This window comes from Oceanimonas marisflavi (assembly GCF_003049725.1).
Taxonomy (GTDB): domain Bacteria; phylum Pseudomonadota; class Gammaproteobacteria; order Enterobacterales; family Aeromonadaceae; genus Oceanimonas; species Oceanimonas marisflavi.
Window position 1 is genome coordinate 1 of sequence record NZ_QAGM01000018.1, and the last position, 17,486, is coordinate 17,486.

The 17,486-nt window shown below is 56.2% G+C and carries 18 protein-coding genes and 1 pseudogene; 2 read left to right on the forward strand and 17 right to left on the reverse strand.

Annotated elements, in window-relative coordinates; genetic code table 11:
* A pseudogene (locus DA373_RS11585) lies at window positions 1–118 on the forward strand (IS5/IS1182 family transposase); the annotation flags it as partial.
* A 7-nt stretch (window positions 119–125) separates the two neighbouring features.
* On the opposite strand, the gene DA373_RS11590 reads toward DA373_RS11585, so the two are convergent.
* From DA373_RS11590 to bioB, 7 genes are all read right to left on the reverse strand, one after another.
* Window positions 126–1,313, reverse strand: coding sequence for a CRISPR-associated endonuclease Cas3'' (locus DA373_RS11590; protein ID WP_157953708.1), 1,188 nt, complete (start codon window positions 1,311–1,313; stop codon window positions 126–128).
* A 97-nt stretch (window positions 1,314–1,410) separates the two neighbouring features.
* Window positions 1,411–2,247: a WYL domain-containing protein gene (locus DA373_RS11595; protein ID WP_107852475.1), complete on the reverse strand. Its 837-nt coding sequence runs from the start codon at window positions 2,245–2,247 to the stop codon at window positions 1,411–1,413.
* 169 nt (window positions 2,248–2,416) lie between these two features.
* On the reverse strand, window positions 2,417–3,292 hold the full coding sequence (gene htpX / locus DA373_RS11600) for a protease HtpX (protein ID WP_107852476.1): 876 nt from the start codon (window positions 3,290–3,292) through the stop codon (window positions 2,417–2,419).
* Window positions 3,293–3,366: 74 nt separating this feature from the next.
* Complete coding sequence (gene bioD / locus DA373_RS11605) at window positions 3,367–4,050, reverse strand: dethiobiotin synthase (protein ID WP_107852477.1); 684 nt, start codon at window positions 4,048–4,050, stop codon at window positions 3,367–3,369.
* Entirely contained in the window at window positions 4,043–4,798 is a 756-nt protein-coding gene (locus DA373_RS11610; RefSeq protein ID WP_107852478.1) for a methyltransferase domain-containing protein, read from the reverse strand. Before DA373_RS11610 ends, bioD begins: the two co-directional genes overlap by 8 nt.
* 215 nt (window positions 4,799–5,013) lie before the next feature.
* A complete protein-coding gene (gene bioF / locus DA373_RS11615; protein ID WP_107852479.1) occupies window positions 5,014–6,150 on the reverse strand; it encodes an 8-amino-7-oxononanoate synthase in 1,137 nt (378 codons plus the stop codon).
* Between the two features lie 165 nt (window positions 6,151–6,315).
* Window positions 6,316–7,347, reverse strand: a complete 1,032-nt coding sequence (gene bioB / locus DA373_RS11620; protein WP_107852480.1) for a biotin synthase BioB — start codon at window positions 7,345–7,347, stop codon at window positions 6,316–6,318.
* A 111-nt stretch (window positions 7,348–7,458) separates the two neighbouring features.
* Between bioB and bioA the strand changes: the two genes are divergently transcribed.
* Complete coding sequence (bioA, locus tag DA373_RS11625) at window positions 7,459–8,724, forward strand: adenosylmethionine--8-amino-7-oxononanoate transaminase (RefSeq protein WP_107852481.1); 1,266 nt, start codon at window positions 7,459–7,461, stop codon at window positions 8,722–8,724.
* Window positions 8,725–8,737: 13 nt separating this feature from the next.
* Here bioA and maiA read toward each other — a convergent pair whose 3' ends face one another.
* From maiA to DA373_RS11675, 10 genes are all read right to left on the reverse strand, one after another.
* Window positions 8,738–9,379 carry a maleylacetoacetate isomerase gene (gene maiA, locus DA373_RS11630; protein ID WP_107852482.1) on the reverse strand — a complete coding sequence of 214 codons (642 nt, stop codon included), beginning with the start codon at window positions 9,377–9,379 and terminating at the stop codon, window positions 8,738–8,740.
* 54 nt (window positions 9,380–9,433) lie between these two features.
* Entirely contained in the window at window positions 9,434–10,384 is a 951-nt protein-coding gene (locus DA373_RS11635) for a tetratricopeptide repeat protein (RefSeq protein ID WP_107852483.1), read from the reverse strand.
* 77 nt (window positions 10,385–10,461) lie between these two features.
* On the reverse strand, window positions 10,462–11,403 hold the full coding sequence (locus DA373_RS11640; protein WP_107852484.1) for a type II secretion system F family protein: 942 nt from the start codon (window positions 11,401–11,403) through the stop codon (window positions 10,462–10,464).
* Between the two features lie 2 nt (window positions 11,404–11,405).
* Complete coding sequence (locus tag DA373_RS11645) at window positions 11,406–12,380, reverse strand: type II secretion system F family protein (RefSeq protein ID WP_107852485.1); 975 nt, start codon at window positions 12,378–12,380, stop codon at window positions 11,406–11,408.
* Between the two features lie 11 nt (window positions 12,381–12,391).
* A complete protein-coding gene (locus DA373_RS11650; RefSeq protein WP_107852486.1) occupies window positions 12,392–13,699 on the reverse strand; it encodes a CpaF family protein in 1,308 nt (435 codons plus the stop codon).
* 20 nt (window positions 13,700–13,719) lie between these two features.
* A complete protein-coding gene (locus tag DA373_RS11655; protein ID WP_107852487.1) occupies window positions 13,720–14,928 on the reverse strand; it encodes an AAA family ATPase in 1,209 nt (402 codons plus the stop codon).
* The gene (locus DA373_RS11660; protein ID WP_107852488.1) at window positions 14,925–15,413 is read right to left on the reverse strand and encodes a TadE/TadG family type IV pilus assembly protein; all 489 of its coding nucleotides are present in this window, start codon (window positions 15,411–15,413) and stop codon (window positions 14,925–14,927) included. The genes DA373_RS11655 and DA373_RS11660 overlap by 4 nt, the downstream gene beginning before the upstream one ends.
* Window positions 15,410–15,841, reverse strand: coding sequence for a TadE/TadG family type IV pilus assembly protein (locus DA373_RS11665; protein WP_107852489.1), 432 nt, complete (start codon window positions 15,839–15,841; stop codon window positions 15,410–15,412). The genes DA373_RS11660 and DA373_RS11665 overlap by 4 nt, the downstream gene beginning before the upstream one ends.
* Entirely contained in the window at window positions 15,841–17,205 is a 1,365-nt protein-coding gene (locus DA373_RS11670; RefSeq protein ID WP_107852490.1) for a Tad domain-containing protein, read from the reverse strand. Before DA373_RS11670 ends, DA373_RS11665 begins: the two co-directional genes overlap by 1 nt.
* A gap of 11 nt (window positions 17,206–17,216) precedes the next feature.
* Complete coding sequence (locus DA373_RS11675) at window positions 17,217–17,486, reverse strand: addiction module component (protein WP_107852491.1); 270 nt, start codon at window positions 17,484–17,486, stop codon at window positions 17,217–17,219.

Here is a 17,486-nt window from a genome sequence, read left to right on the forward strand (position 1 = left end):
CTCATTTGCTTGGCTGGAGAAGTGTCGGAGGCTGTGGAAGAACTGCGAGCGCAAGCTCAATACGAGCTTGCAGTTCATCCACTTGGCATTTTTGGTTTTGCTATTACGGAGATCGTAAACAGGTTCTAAGAAGTTCCGGCTTTATCAGCGGGGAGCAAGGCTTCCTGAAATTGCTCGTTCATTTCTCGGGCACCATGGGCCAGCACTATGCTGGGGCGGCTGCCTTGCACCGATAACATCTGCAGATAATGGCCAGCTACGCGGGAAAACATGGCATTGGAAGTCGCCATGGTGGGCAAACCAAAATAAAAACCATCAGCTTCACCCTGCTGCAACAATCGATGGGTCAGCGCCAGTGCCGCCTCTGTTTTGCCAGCGCCAGTCACGTCTTCAAGAATGAATAACTGGGGGCCGGCAGCCAGAGACACCGATTCTGCCCATGCCTGCAAGGGAGTAGGTTCAAAACCAAAATGAGACTTAATAGAGATAAACGGTTGCACACTAACAGGCTGGTTCAGCTCCGTTGCCGCCAGTGCTTGCCGGGCTTTGTCCTGTGCAACAGGCCAATACTCATCGAGCGTATAACCACCGGTTTGGTACTCAAAATGGGTTGTGTCGGAGCCAATCCAGTCACTTAAAATAGCCAAGCCGGATAAGTGCCAGCTCACCTGCCGAAAGCGAGTCAGCCACTCTTTATCGGCCATTTGCTGCTCCGGCCACTCAACTTGCAGCAATGCCGCACAGTCCCGAATAAAGTCACAGGCGGCGCTGATATTTTCCTCATGACAGTAGTTTTTCATCGCCCTCGGCTGGTTACTCCGATTAATGGGGTAACCATGGTGGCCAAAGACCACATCAAACATGGCGTTCAGGCTGTCCAGAGCCGGACTGACTTGGGTGAGATCAGTTTGCTTAAGTCCAAGCTCGGTACCTGATAAATGCCTGACCCGGCTGGCCTGCAACCAGAAAAAATAACCCAGCCTGTCGTGCCTGGCCTGACGGCTGTCATAGCCAAACCTTGGCTGATAGTTAACCAGCGGAGAATCTGGGAAGTCAGCCAAATTCTGAAATGCCGATGCAAACTTGCCAAGGTCGTGCAGCATGAGAAAAAAGGTAAACAGCAACCTCAGTTGCGCAGGAGAAATATTGAGGAATGCCGCCAGGCTTCTGGTCAGCGGATCGTGTTCATCCAGCAGCCACCAGCCCACTGCTGCTACATCGAGGCAGTGATAAGGCAACAAGTGATAGTCTGCTCCGGACTCTTTTTCATCCTTACTGGCCTTGCCCCAATACAGAAAATAACTGGCATTCATTCTGTTTTCCTTTTGTTTGCTGCGCTTACTTTGGTGCATTCCGGCCCTTAAGCCAATCCTGTGCAAAAACACATGTCGCCTCACTTTACAGGTCTGCTCAAAACAACCACTCCTTCACCTCCTCGTAATTGGCGAGGATCAGCTGTTGGGCGGCGGGGTTGATGTCGAGCATTTTGGTGTTTATCTGCATTTCTCTGACTAAATAACCAGCAAGAGCGGCGCGGGTGTTGATTTTCAGCTGACCATGTTGCATGGCGTAGTCATGTATCAGGGCTTGTTGTTGCTCAGGAAGTAAACGCGGATCGGGAATGATGATGAGAGTAATCTGTGTATTCCAGCCAGTATCGGGAGGCAGCGGTGCCAGCTGTTTGCCTTCCGGTATTGGCGTGCCGTGAAAGCGGCTGAGCACAAAGTCACGGTAGTTTTGTGCTTTTTCACAGCAGGCCCGCAGATGCCAGCGGCTACCGGTATTCACAAAACGTACCGGTACAATAATGCGGCCGTCACGCTCACAGCTGCTTACGGCGCCGTAATCCACATCCAGCCGTTCGCCCTGGCGAAGGGCTCGCACCAGGGGGCGGATTACCTGCGGAGACACGTTTCTGGCCGGCGGCAGCAGAATGGCATGTTCCAGCCGGTAGCCCGGAGCGTTGGGCATGGCGTGGGCGCTCTGGCCGGTCATCCAGTTGAGATATTCAGCCACGTCACCGGAGATATAAACAGGATTAAAGCTGGCGGAAGGCACATAGCCTCTGCGAGACGCGCAATATTCCAGGTTACCGGCATGCTCCTGCTGATATTGATTAATATCCTTGCTGGCCTGCTGCCGGCTCAGGCCAAAAAACTGCCGCAAGTAACTGGTGGTGAACCGGCCTTCCCAGCAGGCGATCAGCTCTGCCAGCCAGTAACGGCGACGGCGTTCGGTTTTTATCATGGCGTTCGTGCTTTTTGTTTTTCGCCATTAAAAGCATTTGGCACGGAAATAACAAGAGCCACTGTGCAAAAATGAAAATACCGACACGCAAAATGCAGCGAACCGCTTATAAAAAAACCCCGGCAAGCCGGGGTTAAAAAGAGACCAAACTACAGGGTTATTGCAACTATTAACGGTGTTCGCGCAGCACCTGAATGCGTTTTTCCAGCGGCGGGTGGCTCATAAACAGCTCGCTCTGTTGCTTGCCGTTGATGCCAAAGGCCGCGAGGGAGCCTTCCAGCTGGGACTCGTGGCCGTGGCGCAGACGCTCGAGGGCAGCCACCATCTTGTCGCGGCCAGCCAGGCGGGCGCCGCCTTCGTCGGCACGGTATTCGCGCTGACGGCTGAACCACATCACGATAATGGAGGCCAGAATGCCGAACAGCAGCTCCAGGATCATCACGGTCACGAAGTAGGCAATGCCACCCATGCCGCCGCCTTCTTCCTCTTCATCGCTGCTGAGAAAGTTGCTGATCACATCGGCCACAATGCGGGCGAAGAACATCACAAAGGTGTTGACCACGCCCTGAATGAGGGTGAGGGTGACCATGTCGCCATTGGCAATGTGGCTCACCTCGTGGGCCAGCACGGCCTCGGCTTCGTCCCGGCTCATGCTGTACATCAGGCCGGTAGACACCGCCACCAGCGAGCTGTTGCGGCTGGCGCCGGTGGCAAAGGCGTTCATGTCGGGGGAGTCGTAAATGCCCACTTCGGGCATGCCAATGCCGGCCTGCTGGGCCTGACGCTGCACCGTGCTAACCAGCCAGTGCTCCATTTCGTTGCGGGGCTGTTCAATCACCTGCACGCCATAGCTGCGCTTGGCCATCCACTTGGATATCAGCAGCGAAATGGTGGCGCCGCCAAAACCGAACACGGCACAGAACACCAGCAAACCACCCACGCTGCTGCGATCAATGCCCAATACCGAAAACACTATGTTCAGTACCACACCCAGCACCAGCACCACGGCCAGGTTGGTGGCAATAAACAACAGTACGCGTTTCATAACCTTATCCTTACATCAGGGAACTCCAGACATAATATGTCCGGTTACGGGAATTTCAAGATGACCATGATGAATTATTTAAGCAGCGGAGCCAAATCAATAAAGCCCTCGGCGGTTTCGGCTTCCTCCTCGGTGAGCCTGGGCATCTCGCCCAAAAAAGGAGCATGAATGAGTTGCTTGAGGGTGGCGGCGTTTTCTTCATAGTGGCTCATGTGTTCATCCACCCGGTTCAGCACCCAGCCGGCCACCACCAGGCCGTCGTGACGAATGGCTTCCAGGCTGAGCAGGGCGTGGTTAATGCAGCCCAGCCGGGCGCCCACCACCAGGATCACCGGCAGGTGCTCCTTTTTTACCCAGTCGGAAAGAAAATGTCCCTGACCCAGTGGCAGGCGCCAGCCGCCGGCCCCTTCGGCAAAAATCCAGTCGGCGGTGGTTTCCCTGAGCCGGGTCAGGCCCTCGGCTATGCAGGGCAACGCAATTACCTCGCCCGCCTGCTCGGCGGCAATGTGCGGAGCAATGGCCGGCGCAAAGGCATAGGGGTTGTGCATGGCGTAGGGCAGTTTGATGCTGGACTCGGCCTGCAGGGTAAGGGCGTCTTCGTTTTTCAGCTTGCCGTTTATCAGTTCGCACCCCGAGGCGACGGGTTTGTAGCCCAGCACCTGCTTGCCCGCCTCTTTGGCGGCGCGCATCAGGGCGCGGGTAATAAAGGTTTTACCCACTTCGGTGTCGGTGCCGGTTACAAAAAAGGTTTTAGCCATAAATCACTCCATATGCCAGCCGGTAGGTGGCCACACAGTGGCCCTGTTGGTTTTTAGGATAGATGAGATTAAGCCGCTGCCAGGCGTTTCTGCCCAGCAAGCCGGTCCGGCGGCGGCCGTTAATCTGGTTGGCGCCAATGCCCTTGAGATCGAGCAGCAGACCCTTGAGCTCGGGATAAAACAGCTGCTCGGTGGCGGTGTGCAGTTGCCACTGCCGGCCGGTGGCGGCGAGATGCTCATGCAGCAGCGGCGCAGTAATAAAACGGTTGATATGGGCGTGATCATCCAGAGCTTGCCAGCTTTCGGCCAGCTCTGCGAGGCTGCCGTCCAGCAGAGTGGAAAACACCATGACCCCGCCGGGCCTGAGCCGGGCACTCCAGTTAGTCAGCCAGGCGGCGGTGTCGTTGCTCCACTGCATGCACAAATTGGCAAAAATGAAGTCGAGACTGTGCTCGGTCAGGGGCGGCGCGTCCATGTCGGCGCACAGGGGAATAATGTCGGCCCGGGTGGCGGCCTGTTGCAGCATGGCCGGAGAAAGATCCAGCGCCAGCAAGTGTTGTGCCCGCTGTTTCAGCATGGGGGCAAACCAGCCGCTGCCACAACCCAGATCCAGCCCGGTATGTGCCCACGCCGGCAGATATGTCAGCAGCGCCTCGCCGCTGCGCCGCTGCAGGGCGTTATGACGGTCGTAGCTGGTAGCCGCCCGGCTGAAGGCGGCGGCCACTCTGTGTTTGTCGACCTGTTGCATGGGGTTCTCCGGAAATCAGCTATAAGCCATAAGCTGTCAGCTGTAAGTAAGGTCATTCCGGCCTTCGAGCCGGAATCTATTCTGCAGGCGGTTGTGTACTCAAGTTCATACGGCCCTGGACTCCCGCCTTCGCGGGAGTGACGTTGTTTTGTAGGCCCCAATTTATTGGGGCAATGGCATCGCCTGCTGGCCGGCTTGCCCGGCTGAAGCCGGGCCTACAAAGCACTGTGCAGGGCATCAATCAGCCGCTGCACGTCTGCCTGAGTGTGGGCGGCGCTCAGGGTAATGCGCAGCCGGGCCGAGCCTTTGGGCACGGTGGGCGGACGAATGGCGCCGGTCCACAGGCCCTGTTGTTTAAGCGCGGCGGCAAGCCTGAGGGTGGCGGCTTCTTCCCCCACCACCAGAGGCTGAATGGCGGTGGCCGAGGGCAACAGCGTAAGCGGCAGACCGGACACACCGTCACGAAACTGCGCCACCAGCTCGCGCAGGTGGGCCCGTTTGTCGTCGGCCTTGCGCACCAGGCGTACGGCGGCGAGCACGGCGGCGGCCTGGGGTGGCGGCAAGTGCGTGCTGTAGATATAGCTGCGGCCGAAATTGTGCAGATATTCCACCAGCTCCCGGCTACCGCCCACAAAGGCGCCGCTGACTCCCAGCGCCTTGCCAAAAGTGCCCATAAAGACGTTCACATCGCTGGCTGCAAGGCCCTGTTCAGCGAGTGTGCCCCTGCCCTCTTCTCCCAGCACACCCAGGCCGTGGGCGTCGTCTATCATCAGCCAGTTGCCGCTTTGCCTGGCCAGCCGCACCAGCCCGGGCCAGGGCGCGGTGTCGCCGTCCATGCTGAACACACCTTCCGACACAATCAGCCCGGCGGCGGGCTTGAGCTTGGCTGCCAGCGCATTCATGTCGTTATGGGCAAAGCGCACCATGCGCGCCGGGCTTAACAGGCCGGCTTCCTGCAGGGAGGCATGGTTGAGCCTGTCCTGCCACAGGGTGTGCTCCTTACCCAGCAGCGCCTTGATAACCGCCTGATTGGCGGAAAACCCCGAGCTGAACAGCATCACAGCTCCAAGTCCCAGCCAGTCGCACAGCTCGGCTTCAAGCTCCCTGTGAATGGCCTGATGGCCCACCACCAGCGGCGAGGCCACGGCACCCACGCCATAGTCCCGCGCCGCCTGCTCACTGGCGGCCAGCAGCTCGGGAGCCCGGCTCAGGCCCAGATAATCATTGCCGGCAAAGTTGAGGTAGTGTTTGCCACCGGCATACAGGCAGCGACCGTCCACCCGCTCGATAACCGGCAAACTCCGTTTCAGCCCGGCGGCGTCGCGCTCGGCAAGAGACAAATTAAAAGGCATTTTAAAACCAGCTGTAAGCTATAAGCCGTAAGCTGTCAGCAGCCCGTGCCGAGAGTGGGATTTATGATCACCGCAGGCAACTGAGTTTCTGCAGAACAAACAACGTTGATCACAAACCACATCCATCGACTTACAGCTTAAAGCTGATAGCTTACAGCTGTGTGTTCAGGCTTCGTAATACAACGGCTTGGGCGCGTTCTGCTCGGCAATCTGCTCGTGCAGCTCGATTTCCGCCATTTCGTCCGGCTTCTGGCTGGCGCCGCTGGGGCGCAGGCCCAGCCGCTTGAACAGCTGCATGTCGCTGTTTTCATCCGGGTTGGGGGTGGTGAGCAGCTTGCAGCCATAAAAGATGGAGTTGGCGCCGGCCATAAAGCACATGGCCTGCATTTGCTCGTTCATCTTCTCGCGGCCGGCGGAGAGCCGCACATGGCTTTTTGGCATCAGAATACGGGCCACGGCAATGGTGCGGATAAAGTCGAAGTCGTCGAGATCTTCCTGGTTTTCCAGGGGCGTGCCCTTCACCTTGACCAGCATATTGATGGGTACGCTTTCGGGCTGACGCGGCAGGTTGGCCAGGGCCAGCAGCAGGCCGGCGCGGTCTTCCGGGCTTTCCCCCAGGCCCACAATACCACCGGAGCACACTTTCATGCCCGCTTCACGCACGTTTTCCAGGGTGTTGAGCCGGTCGGCATAAGTGCGGGTGGTAATGATGTCGCCGTAGAACTCGGGGCTGGTGTCGAGGTTGTGGTTGTAATAGTCAAGCCCGGCCTCGGCCAGCCGGCCGGCCTGCTCGGCGTTGAGCATGCCCAGGGTCATGCAGGTTTCCAGCCCCATGGCTTTCACTTCCTGCACCATTTTCACCAGATAGGGCATGTCGCGCTCTTTGGGGTTGCGCCAGGCCGCGCCCATGCAGAACCGGCTGGAGCCGTTTACCTTGGCCTCGCGGGCCCGCTCCAGCACCTTTTCCACTTCCATCAGCCGCTCGGTTTCCAGACCGGTGTTGTAGCGGGCGCTCTGGGGGCAGTATTTGCAGTCTTCCGGGCAGGCGCCAGTCTTGATGGAAAGCAGGGTGCTTACCTGCACTTCATTGGGGTCGAAATTGGCCCTGTGCACCTGCTGCGCTTCAAACAGCAGGTCGAAAAAGGGGCGGTCAAACAGTTCGAGCACCTGCTCGCGGGTCCAGGGTGTACGGCTCATGCTGAGGCCTTTTGCTTGATGTTTGTAAAAGTGTTTCGTCTGGCCAAGTGTAAGGGCCGGTGTTAGCCTGTCAATCACAAACCAACACCAAAGTTTACATTCGACCACTTTATGACCAATCAAGACTTTGACCTGCACCATCTGTGGCACCCCTACACCTCCCTCACTCGTCCCCTGCCCTGCTATGAAGTGGCCAGCGCCAGCGGCGTGCATTTGCAGCTGAAGGACGGCCGCCGGCTGGTGGACGGCATGTCGTCCTGGTGGGCCTGCCTGCACGGATACAATGTGCCCGAGTTGAACGCCGCCGCCACCGCCCAGCTGGGCAAAATGTCCCATGTGATGTTTGGCGGCCTGACCCACGATCCGGCCATTGAGCTGTGCAAGGCGTTATCTGGCGTGCTGCCCACCGGGCTGGATCGCTTTTTTCTGGCCGACTCGGGCTCGGTGTCGGTGGAAGTGGCGCTGAAAATGGCCATTCAGTACTGGCATGGCCGGGGCACGCCCAAAACCCGTTTTGCGTCACTCAGCCGGGGCTATCATGGCGATACCTTTGGCGCCATGAGCGTGTGCGATCCCAACGGCGGCATGCACAGCCTGTACAAAGGCTTTTTGCCCGAACATGTATTTGTGCCCACACCGCAAAGCCGGTTTGACGGCGAGTTTGACCCGGCCGATCTGCAGGCCCTTGAAACGGTACTGGAACAGCATCATCACGAGCTGGCGGCGCTGATCCTGGAGCCGGTGGTGCAGGGTGCCGGCGGCATGCGCTTTTATCACCCGGACTACCTGAAAGGCGCCCGCGCGCTGTGCGATCGCTACGACGTGCTGCTGATTGCCGATGAAATCGCCACCGGCTTTGGCCGCACCGGCAAGCTGTTTGCCTGCGACTGGGCCGGCATTTCACCGGACATCATCTGCATCGGCAAGGCGCTCACCGGCGGCTACATGACCATGGCCGCCACCATTACCACACAGCATGTGGCCGAGACCATCTGCAACGGTCCCGCCGGGGTGCTGATGCACGGCCCCACCTTTATGGCCAACCCGCTGGCCTGTGCCGTGGCGCTGGAAAGCCTAAAACTGCTGCTGGACTCTCCCTGGCAGCAGCGTATTGCCGCCATTGAAGCGCAAATGCGGCGGGAGCTGGCGCCGGCGCTTAAGCTTGATTCGGTCGCCGACGTACGGGTGCTGGGTGGCATTGGCGTGATTGAACTGAAGGAGCCACTAAACGTGGCCGAAGTGCAGAAGCGGCTGGTGGAGCTGGGAGTGTGGATACGCCCCTTTGGCAAGCTATTTTACATAATGCCGCCCTATGTGATCTCACCGGAAGAGCTGAGCCAGCTTACCTCTGCCATGCTGACGGTGTGTGAAAAATGACTCCGACCCCTTTTTAAGGTTTGTAGTCTGGTTGTTGATCCGGTGCAGCCTGCTGAAAGGCGGGCTGTTGCTGGCAATGGTGGTACACCGCCATCACTCCGGGGTATGGGGTCAGATCACAGTTAGTGCGAATGCCGTTGGCCACCTGGGGCACCAGGCAGCAGTCGGCGACCGTGGGCGTGTCGCCAAAGCAGTAATCGCCAAAACCGTGGCGCTGCAGCAGGGCTTCGGCCGCCGCCAGGCCCTCGGCCAGCCAGTACCGGTACCAACGCTCCTGCTGCTCCTCGCTCAGGGCCAGTTCATTGGCCAGATATTTACGAACCCGCAGATTGTTCACCGGGTGAATATCGCAGGCGATCAGGTTGGCCAGCTCCAGCGTCCGGGCCCGCAGCAGCGGCTCGGCGGGCAGCAGCGGCGGCTCCGGATACAAGGCCTCAAGATAGTCGATAATGGCCAGAGACTGGCCCAGGCCGTTACCCTGATCGTCCACCAGCCAGGGCACACCCGCGGCCGGGTTCAGTGCCCGGTAATCCTCACTGCGCTGCTCTCCGGCCCTCAGATCTATGCCCTTGTAATCGGCCTTCACCCCCTTGATCGCCAGGGCAATGCGCACCCGGTACGAGGTGGAGCTGTTGAAGAAGCTGTAAAGGTGCATCAGTTAAATCCATTATCAGGTAGCCGTTAAATGTTGGGACTCGTCCCGACATTGCTATCGGCGATTATTGGCCGATTGCATGGACCTGGCCTGGTTCAGATTATCCACCGCCTTGGGGTAATAACGGGGCGAGGCATCAATGGCCCGCTGAAACAGGCTGGTAGCAATGTCGTATTCGCCTTCCATCATGGCGATATAGCCCAGATCGTTGAGCGCCTCGGCCTGAGACATGATTTTTCGCAGGGCCATCAATGCTTCCGACTGCCTCCCCCAACGATAATAGAGCAGCCCCAGATTGCTCCAGGCACGCTCATATTCGGGCTCCTGATTTACCGCCCGGGTATAGGCCTGCTCTGCCTGAGGATAATCACTTTCGAGATAATAGGAAAAACCCAGGTTGGTATGCAGCATGGCCATACCGGGCTGAATTTGCAGGGCGCAACGATAATATTCCCGGGCCTGTTGGCCTTGTTCGAGAATGTCGGACAACAGACCCAGGGCATTGTAACTGCGCCACGGCGACTCAGCGTTGGTGACGCAATCTCCTGTCTCGGCCGACACTTTCCCCAGCCGGGCCTGATCGGCTGTGACCACTTCAAGCAGCAGGGTTTCCGCCTCCTGATGACGCTTCATGTCGATCAGCAACAAGGCCAGCCCTTCTTTTGCGCCCTGCCGTTTTGCATCTTCCTGCAAGGCATTGCGATAGGCCTGCTCGGCACGGGCGTTATTCTTACGCTGGTGCTCCAGACGGGCAATGTTGATATACAGTTCTACCTTGTCGAATTCGCGAAATGCCAGTGCCTGGGTGTAGGCATAGACCATGGCATCAATGTCGCCGGCGGTTTGCGACTGGGCAATCAGCATTTGTGCTTCCTTGCCGCTGGTGGGTTTAATGGCCCCTGCCCCCGGGGTTTTGATGGAGGAAAGTCCATTTTCTTCCGAGTCAGACATGGCCGCGCAGCCGGACATCAGAACAGTTACCAGCGCCAATACAGTGTATTTCATCTTGTTATCCTTAAGCCGGTTCCATGGCCAAAGTTTACTGTAGTTATTATGCTAGTCGTTGTGTGCCATTCGAGCCATTACATATTACCAAACACCCGGAACACCTTGATCAGGGCCGGACCAACCGCCACGATAAAGAACGATGGCCAGATAAGTATAACCAGCGGAAAAATCATCTTGGTGCCCACCTTGGCCGCCATTTCTTCCGCTTCCTGCTTGCGCTTGATGCGATACTCATCGGCATACACCCGCAGGGTTTCGGCAATGCTGGTGCCCAGATGAATACTCTGATTAATGGCCACACTCAGGCTTTTAAAGTCTTCCAGCCCGGTACGCAAAATAAACTCGTCAAAGGCCTGCTGCATGCTGAACCCCGCCCTGAGCTTTGCGGAAATCAGGTTCAGCTCCTCGGCCAGCTCCTCATGGCTCATGCTTACTTCCTGAGCCACCCGCTGCAATGCCGCCTTGAAGCCCAGCCCCGCCTCGGTACAGACCACCAGCAGATCAAGGGCATCGGGCATAGACAGCTTCATTTGGGTCATTCGCTTATTGGCCAGGCGCTCCAGAATAAACACCGGTAACACGTAGGCCACATATCCCACCCCCACTAACACCAGCAAAATGCCATTCAGAGGTAGCTGAGTCGCCATATTGAGCGCCACAAAAGTCACCAGCAGAGCAACCAGCACCACCATCACCCGAATGCCGTTAAACACCCGGTAGGCCGAGTTTTTCTGAAAGCCCGCATGCACCAGCAGGGTACGAATGCGATGGCCGTTAAAGCCGCTGCCCCGCTCCCGGGCAATCACCAGCCGTTGTTCCAGCGACTCTTCGTTTTCATCGACCTCCTGCTGAATTTCCTTCAGCTGACGCCGGTAAGGACTGGTCACCCCACTGGCCACCAGACTCAGTCCCCAAAACAGGGTAACGGCACTCAGGCCCACCACGCCTACCAATACCCACTGGCGCATTTGCGGATCGGCCAGCACCTGGCCCAACACCTGATTGAGCGTGTCCATAATCACACCTCTATCTTGATAATTTTGCTAATCCACCAGGTACCCAGCGCCATGCCTATCGCCCCCATGATCAACAGACGGTTACCTTCTGGTGTGTTCACCAGCTCGGTAATGTAACCGGGCGTGGTCACAAAGATTAACGCAAACAAAGCAAATGGAGTCAGCACCAGGATCCAGCCCGACATGCGCCCTTCGGCGGAGAGTGTGCGCAGCTGACGGTTAAACTTGAAGCGATCCCGAATGATCTTCGCCAGCTTGTCGATGTTTTCCACCAGATTACCGCCGGTTTCCCGCTGTACCTGCACGGCGCTGACCAGGGCCATGTTGGAAATGCTGGGTACCCGCTCCAGCAGACCGGTCATGGCCTTGCGCACATCCTTGCGGTAATTGATATCGGCAAACACCAGGGCAAATTCCCGGCCAATGGGGTTGGGCATCTGCTCGCTGATAAGCTTGATGGTGTCGGCAAAGGAATAGCCCGCCTGCAGGCCCCGCTTCATAATGTCCAGGGCTTCCGGCATCTGCTGCTCATACAGCGCCAGCCGGTTCAGATAGCTACGCTTGAGCTTGAACCAGGCAATCAGCGACGGCACTGCCAGCATAATGAGACTGATCCAGATATTGTGCAGCCACCACCAGCTGCCCACCACCAGCACCAGGGTAATGGCGCCCACCATCAACACCAGCTGATACGCATAGCGTTTTGAGCCTGCCAGCTCCAGGGAAAACGCCACCCGCTCCATCAGGGGCAGAGTTTCAATACGGCGCATGGCTGGTGACAGGGCATCCAGCTTCTTGGTACGGAAAATCGAGGCCTGGGCCTGTTCACGGTTCTCATCCGCCAGCGCCTGCACCCGACGCTTGAGCATGGCGGAGTATTTAAGCCGCGGTTGGCTGATGGGCACAAACAGCGCCATGCTCAGGCACACCACCGCCAGCCCCACCAGCGCCAGAAAGATCAGGGTATTGCTGCTCATAATGCCTCCCCTCAGAATATGCCCTTGTGCAGATCATCATCACCAAACAGGCTGCGGGGCAGCACCATGCCCCGGCGGGCCAGACGATCATAAAAGTTGGGCATGACCCCGGTGGCCTTGTGACGCCCCTGCACATTGCCCTCGGCGTCGATGCCGGTACGCTCAAAGGTAAAGATTTCCGACATGGTGATGGTCTCGCCTTCCATGCCGTGTACTTCCTGCATGCTGATCATGCGCCGGCGACCATCTTCCTGACGCTCCAACTGAATAATCAGATCCAGTGCCGAGGCCACCTGGGTACGTATGTTTTTTACCGGCATGTCGAAGCCGGTCATGGACACCATGTTCTCGAGCCGGCTGAGGGCATCACGGGGCGTGTTGGCGTGCACTGTGGTGAGCGAGCCTTCGTGGCCGGTATTCATGGCGGTGAGCATGTCAAAGGCCTCGGCGCCACGCACTTCCCCCACCACAATACGATCGGGCCGCATACGCAGGGTGTTTTTCACCAGATCCCGCAGGCCGACCTCGCCGCGCCCTTCAATATTGGCGGGGCGGCTTTCCAGCTGGACCACATGGGGCTGCTGCAACTGCAGCTCGGCGGAGTCTTCCACCGTAATAATGCGCTGATTGGACGGAATAAAGCTCGAGAGAATATTAAGAAAGGTGGTTTTACCGGTACCGGTACCACCCGAGATAAGAATATTGAGCTTGCCCTTCACTACCGCCTCCATTACCTGGGCAATGGCCGGAGTAATGGTGCCAAAGTCAATCAGGGTATCGATGGCCAGTTTTTCCACGGTAAAGCGGCGAATGGACACGGTCGGTCCGTTCAGCGCCAGTGGCGGAATAATGGCGTTCACCCGGGAGCCGTCTTTCAGGCGGGCGTCCACCATGGGCGAGAGCTCGTCAATACGCCGCCCCACGCTGGATACAATGCGCTCAATCACCCCCATCAAATGTTCATCGTCCCGAAAGGTCAGCGGCACCCGCTCAATGCGGCCCCGGCGCTCCACATAAATGCTTTTGGCGCCGTTTACCATGATGTCGGCAATGCCGGCATCGGCCAGCAGCGGCTCCAGTGGCCCCAGGCCCAGCACCTCGTCAAGAATTTGCTGCACAATTTTCTGGCGCGAACTCATGGAAAGCGGTACCGGCGAATCCTGCATCAGCTGATGACACAGCCGTTCAATCTGTTCCGATGCCTGCTCCCTGGAAATGGTCTGCAACATGGGTAAATCAAGCATGTCCATCAGCTTGCCGTGCAAACGCTGTTTATGGCCTTCTTCTTCCTGGCTGAGAATATAATCTTCAAGGTTCATCCGTGACCCCCTAGGTCCGGTCAGTGACCGAACAGTCGTTTAAACAAGCCCGGCTTTTCGTCCCGTTCCTTGCCAAGCCGGAGCGCCTGAGCAAGGTGGCTAAAACCATCCACCAGCTTGTGATTGCGTTTTTCTTCTGCCACCAGCCGTCCCAGATCGGTACAGGTTTCTGCCATGGCAAAGTCATTGACCAGAGTGACAATGCGCTTTATTTCTGTGGCCTTTTCTATTTCCTGCAACGACACGTCCTTTTTCTTGTCGTAACGGTTCACCAGCAGCAAAATGCGCTCCTTGCCAATGCCCAGCTCATGGCGCAGCTGCCGCAGCAGAAAAATGGTTTCGCGCAGAGCGCTCAGGCTTTGCTGCATCACCACCAGCACCTGCTCCGCGTTTTCCAGCAGCGGCAGGTTCCAGGCCTCGGGCCCACGGGACATGTCGACGACCACCCGCTGATACTGTCCCCGAATCAGGTGCAGCAACTGGGCACACTGCCGGGCGGTAACGGCATTTTCATCGTGCAGGGGCAACACGGAGGCTGGCATCACATCCATGCCATCCCGGGCCTTGCTGACCATACCCGCCAATGCCATGGCATCCATTTCACCGGCACGCTGCAGGGCATCATGTAATCCCCCCTGTTTCTCACGAATATTGAGATAATCTGCCAGAGAGCCATAGTGGCGGCTGGCATCCAGCAACAGCACTTTTTCATCTTCATCCCGAAATGAATGACCCAGGTTGGCACAGACAAAACTGGCCCCCGAGCCCCCCTTGCCATTTATGACTACGGTGACCGGCGCCAGGCTGACACTGGCGGACACCCGGGCGGAAATACGAACCAGTGCCGACCAGAGTTCAACGAGCTCACTGTCTGATGGCAAGAAGTCGGCAGCCCCCATGCGCATAGCCCGGCGCACCAGGCCAGTATTTTGAGCATCGCCCACAAAAATCAAACTACGGCTTTCTCCGGCCTTGCGCTCCAGCTCGTCGTATACCGGCGCCAGCAGCGGATGATCCACCATCAGCAGTACCTGACGATCGCCCTTGGGCAAGAAGTCCTGATCGCTGAGCCTTTTCAGCTGCAACTGACTGCTGTTGTGCAGCCTGACCTTGAGCAGGGGCCACAACCGCTCATCGGGATCCATTACATTCAGCTGCAACGGACAGGAAAGGGCGGGCATGGCCTGCAGCCCTTCCCGCTCCAGTTCAACTATTTTGGCGTCTGTCATAAGCTTGCTCCACCATCAGGGTTACACTTCACCTTTCCATTAATGGTTACACCCAGGCTTTCAGCTCTTAAGGTGGTAGAAAATGCGGGAGCCCACTGCGAAAGATTAACAGGTAATGGCAGTATCATATTATACTGATAGTTCACTATTCTGCTTTCTACCAGGCTGGCACTCACTTCAGGGACAGCGGCACTGCCATCCTCATTAAGGTACGAGAACTGCAGATTTGATTGCTGGAGGTTAATGGCATTACCCTGCCACTGGTTTACCACCATGTCTGAAACAACACCATTATTCACATCATCAACAGAACAGACCGTTGCCAGCCTTGCTGACAGCCTTGCCACTTCATTTAGTGCATTCCAAGTATAGATGATTCGACCAACTTCAATTAACGAAAAAAGCACCAGAAAAACAACAGAGCCTACAATGGCAAACTCAACCGTTGTTGTTCCCTCCTCGTGCTTTGATGTAAAAGATTTCATTCCAGCGACCTCATTGTCACACTGGTTACCAAAGGGAAATCCAGTGATAAGCTACCCGCAACAAAGGTATTAAAGGTATCTCCCCACACAGGTGTCCAGTTATATACTGCGCTCACCACAATATAAATGTCCCCATTTACCACTGAGGATCCCACAGTTACATCACTTACATCCAACCCAGGAAGTACAGAGTCTCCCGAAGCGTCATCCTTACCATAAACAACCACTCTTTTCGTTTTATCAATGTTCACCGGGCCAGGGTGCTCTGCAAAAAAACCAGCCCCTGCGCGCACTGACTTGGTCAAAGTGTTGTATTGGTACAGAGCCCTTCCAAACTCGCCTACAGCCATTATCATCAATAGCAGCACGGGCATGACTATTGTTGCTTCAACAGCTGCCAGTCCTTTTTGTCGTGACAGATTATTCATTATGCGTCTCCACGAGTGTCATGCTTGAATAAAACTATCTTTTTGTAACCACTGGTACCCGGTGTAGGTTGATCACCCGATCTTGGAGGACAATGTTGTGTTTCAAGCAATTCGGCCATGATGTACTGGGTATTGCCAGCACCTTTTTCCTTGGTCACTTCCTGAGGCAAATACATACAAGCCAGTTTTATTTCTGTAGGAGACTTACCCGGTGATAACCCCGCACAGTTGGCTGTTGGCACCCATACAACTCTTCTGTTATCAACGCACACATCTCTCCCTTGAACACCGATAGGACTACTCTCTGAACCACTAATATAATCGGAATACGTTTGCAACTTACCAACATCCTCGGATGATAGCTTACTGTATGTTGCTCCAGACGAAGTTGACACCGGAACAAAATTGGCAGGATCAAGTTTTATCGGCGCATTAGCCGACTGATTACAGTCTGGATAATATGCTTGAGTCATATTTGCCGGATCTGAATAAGGAACGCCGGGCTTATCATTTCGCAGGTCACCCGAATACTTATTGAATCGTGTATTTATTCCCCATGCAACCTTGTTTGGCATATTGCCAGTTTCAGTATAGATTTCATCTCCATCACTATAACTACAGTGGTCTACCAAATCACCATTGCCATCATATCTCAGGCAGTCACCGGCAAGAAATTTCCCCAGATCACTGGCACCATTACCGTCAAAGTCCAGAGCCAGAAAATTGCCTGGACTGCCCGACCAAGTATGGCTTGGTGCCTTGATCACCAGAATATCGCCGATGGGTGTAGGATCATCAACGTCAAGTGGGTCATAAGCACGAAATCCAAAGTCATTTGAACTATCAAAGTCTGCGGCACACAGCAATAAAGGAAACATGCCTTCGGTATCAGGATCATCAATATAAACTGTGCCTGCCACACCTGCTGCAGAAACCTGCCAGGTATCAATTAACAACTGGGAAAAAAACTGATCAACCGGAACCGTGTTCAAAGTCACCCTGATGTACTCTCCAGTGGGCGAGCCCGGAGTAAAAGGAACCGGAGCATCAGAAAAATCTATGGTAACCAGAGAGCTCAACTGGCTGGTATCTATATTGACAGTCTCAAATCCGCTTCCGGTAAATACCTCTGTCAAGGTATCAATCACCGCCTGTTCGGCCTCAGCTTGAGTTTTACCATCAGCCAAAGTTCTGGCACCACTCAATGCTGCCGAGTCCACCGCGTCCTGTACCCGGGTCTTGTTAAGAATAAGATACCCTCCATCCAGGGCCAGGGCGGTAAAGCCAAGCAGGGTAAACAGCGCTACCGTCACCAGAACCAGTACGGCGCCTTTCTGTTTGTTGTGGTGTGGCAGCGCTTTCATGGCGTTACTCCTTAATTACCAAAGTTCAGAGTGACCTGGGTTTTGCCTTCGGCCGGGGCCTCGGCGCCTTTCACATATTTGTCGTGCAACGACACGCCGTATTCACCGTTCAGCGTGAGCGCGGCCAGCTTGCCATCGTTACGGACGGCGGCACCGGGATCCAGCACCTGTAGTGTGTCGAGACTCTGAGTATCCTGACCCATGTCAAAGCCGTAGTAGCGTTCACTGGCACAGCCAGTAAGCACACCGGCTGCCAGCAGGGTGAACAATAACTGTTTCAT

Bases quoted from the DNA above. Each gene is read 5' to 3' on its own strand.
- DA373_RS11590 (WP_157953708.1), bottom strand. From the start codon at position 1,313: ATGAATGCCAGTTATTTTCTGTATTGGGGCAAGGCCAGTAAGGATGAA.
- DA373_RS11595 (WP_107852475.1), bottom strand. From the start codon at position 2,247: ATGATAAAAACCGAACGCCGTCGCCGTTACTGGCTGGCAGAGCTGATC.
- htpX (WP_107852476.1), bottom strand. From the start codon at position 3,292: ATGAAACGCGTACTGTTGTTTATTGCCACCAACCTGGCCGTGGTGCTG.
- bioD (WP_107852477.1), bottom strand. From the start codon at position 4,050: ATGGCTAAAACCTTTTTTGTAACCGGCACCGACACCGAAGTGGGTAAA.
- DA373_RS11610 (WP_107852478.1), bottom strand. From the start codon at position 4,798: ATGCAACAGGTCGACAAACACAGAGTGGCCGCCGCCTTCAGCCGGGCG.
- bioF (WP_107852479.1), bottom strand. From the start codon at position 6,150: ATGCCTTTTAATTTGTCTCTTGCCGAGCGCGACGCCGCCGGGCTGAAA.
- bioB (WP_107852480.1), bottom strand. From the start codon at position 7,347: ATGAGCCGTACACCCTGGACCCGCGAGCAGGTGCTCGAACTGTTTGAC.
- bioA (WP_107852481.1), top strand. From the start codon at position 7,459: ATGACCAATCAAGACTTTGACCTGCACCATCTGTGGCACCCCTACACC.
- maiA (WP_107852482.1), bottom strand. From the start codon at position 9,379: ATGCACCTTTACAGCTTCTTCAACAGCTCCACCTCGTACCGGGTGCGC.
- DA373_RS11635 (WP_107852483.1), bottom strand. From the start codon at position 10,384: ATGAAATACACTGTATTGGCGCTGGTAACTGTTCTGATGTCCGGCTGC.
- DA373_RS11640 (WP_107852484.1), bottom strand. From the start codon at position 11,403: ATGGACACGCTCAATCAGGTGTTGGGCCAGGTGCTGGCCGATCCGCAA.
- DA373_RS11645 (WP_107852485.1), bottom strand. From the start codon at position 12,380: ATGAGCAGCAATACCCTGATCTTTCTGGCGCTGGTGGGGCTGGCGGTG.
- DA373_RS11650 (WP_107852486.1), bottom strand. From the start codon at position 13,699: ATGAACCTTGAAGATTATATTCTCAGCCAGGAAGAAGAAGGCCATAAA.
- DA373_RS11655 (WP_107852487.1), bottom strand. From the start codon at position 14,928: ATGACAGACGCCAAAATAGTTGAACTGGAGCGGGAAGGGCTGCAGGCC.
- DA373_RS11660 (WP_107852488.1), bottom strand. From the start codon at position 15,413: ATGAAATCTTTTACATCAAAGCACGAGGAGGGAACAACAACGGTTGAG.
- DA373_RS11665 (WP_107852489.1), bottom strand. From the start codon at position 15,841: ATGAATAATCTGTCACGACAAAAAGGACTGGCAGCTGTTGAAGCAACA.
- DA373_RS11670 (WP_107852490.1), bottom strand. From the start codon at position 17,205: ATGAAAGCGCTGCCACACCACAACAAACAGAAAGGCGCCGTACTGGTT.
- DA373_RS11675 (WP_107852491.1), bottom strand. From the start codon at position 17,486: ATGAAACAGTTATTGTTCACCCTGCTGGCAGCCGGTGTGCTTACTGGC.